This is a genomic window from Marinomonas flavescens (assembly GCF_004352835.1).
Classification (GTDB): Bacteria; Pseudomonadota; Gammaproteobacteria; order Pseudomonadales; family Marinomonadaceae; genus Marinomonas; species Marinomonas flavescens.
On the sequence record NZ_SJSB01000040.1, the window covers coordinates 1 to 1,721 of the forward strand.

1 protein-coding gene is annotated in these 1,721 nt (G+C 39.6%); it reads right to left on the reverse strand.

Features of this window, described 5'->3' with window-relative positions:
- Window positions 1-1,066: 1,066 nt before the first annotated feature.
- Window positions 1,067-1,721, reverse strand: a 655-nt coding sequence (locus E0D70_RS17450) for an IS3 family transposase (RefSeq protein WP_133013540.1), incomplete at its 5' end; no start/stop codon positions are given.

The following is a 1,721-nucleotide window of genomic DNA, read 5'->3' on the forward strand; positions in this document are numbered from 1 at the left end:
CAACATCCAGCAAAAGACACCGTAGACTTGATCCCAAGACGATGGAAGCAACTGTTCGCAGACAACCCGTTGAAATCGCCATTGCTCTGAGAGTCAATGACTCCCTAGAATGAACGCTTACATTATGCTGTACTAGAGAAAAATTCACAGACCCTTTATCCTCAATCTCAGTATGGTTTTCTACGCTAACTTAGAACCCATGCCTGATGCAATTGAGTCTGTGTTGGGGTTGATAATCTTTGATCACTTTGATCCATACATCCTAACAGCTCCCTCTATATAAAATCCTTTATGCTATACAGAAAAAAGAGTTTGGGTCAAAAAACACTTTGGAATCGAGTTTGTAAGTAAGTTAATTATTTCACCAAACAAAGGGCTTCTGAAAGAGTATTACCTTATTGATGACAAGCGTGAAGGAAGGGACAGGAAAAATTTGATGGGGAATTAATTCAATTTGGTAGTCAAAGTTTTCTGAGTGGGCAGACGTTATTCGGTATCTATCAGGTGATTTCTAATTCTTAATGTCAAAAATCAGGGTATCATTTTAATCCTAAAGTTATTTCTAATAAACCAAGTTCATTATTCATTGCCGTTAGATCTTCCATAGGGTTAAGTCACATAGCTTGACTTGATCGTATATTATCTACACAACGACGATTCTTCTAAATACCCTGTCCGAAATGCTCAGTTTGTTCATGCTTTTAAGCTACCACCATGAAGCCCTATGACAATCTGATGGTATAAATAAGTGTTGTCCTGCACAGCAAGAGTCAGCAAAACGCATATTGTCTATGAAGTAGCTTCTTATCTTTTATCGACACAGCATCTCCGTAGATTCGAAATACAGCTAATGGTTTGGTTCACTGTCGGTAAGAGTGTTCTTCATGGTTACAAAGTAATTCAAGTCGATCATGCATATGCTCTGCAATAGGCACTCATAGGGGGGAGAGAGATGGGTTATTTAGAAAGAGCCTTTATTTAAAAAACTTTCAAGGCAATGATTTAAGTAAAATTCCTTTCCTAGAAAGAATTTCACATGTAATGGTCAAGTAATCCTGTAGGTCTTCTAAGCCACTTTTTGTAATTCTTTTCGCTTTTTAGCCGGTGTTAAATAATCAATCGCCGAGTTCAGACGCTTGTAGTTATAGAACCCAATATATCGTTTAACGGCAGTGACGACTGACTGATGATTAATAAAGGTCAGATCGTTCAGGTACTCCGTTTTTAAATTACGAAAAAAACGTTCTTGAACCGCATTATCCCAACAGTTACCTCGACGGCTCATACTCTGAATCATGTTGTGATCTTGAAGTGTCTCCTGGTACAACTTAGCACTGTACTGCACCCCCTGATCTGAATGAAACATCAGCCCTTTCGTCGTAGGTTGGTGTTGTGCAATCGCATTGGTCAAAGCTTGTTTTACAAGCTGAGCATCTGGCGTTCTTGAAAGTGAATAGCCAACGATTTCTCGGTTGGCTAAATCCATCACTGTCGCTAAATATGACCAGCCTTGATGTGAGCGAATAAACGTAATATCACCTACCCAGCGAGTATTTATTTCAGGCGGATTGAATGCTCTCTTCAACAGGTTAGGTGTCGTCGGTTGCTCTTTCCCCATGGTGTAGTAGTGTGGTTTCTTGGGCCTTTTCGCGACTAACCCTAGCGTTTTCATCAATCTAGCGGTTTTAAACACACCAACAGAAAAAGACGATGTTTGTAGT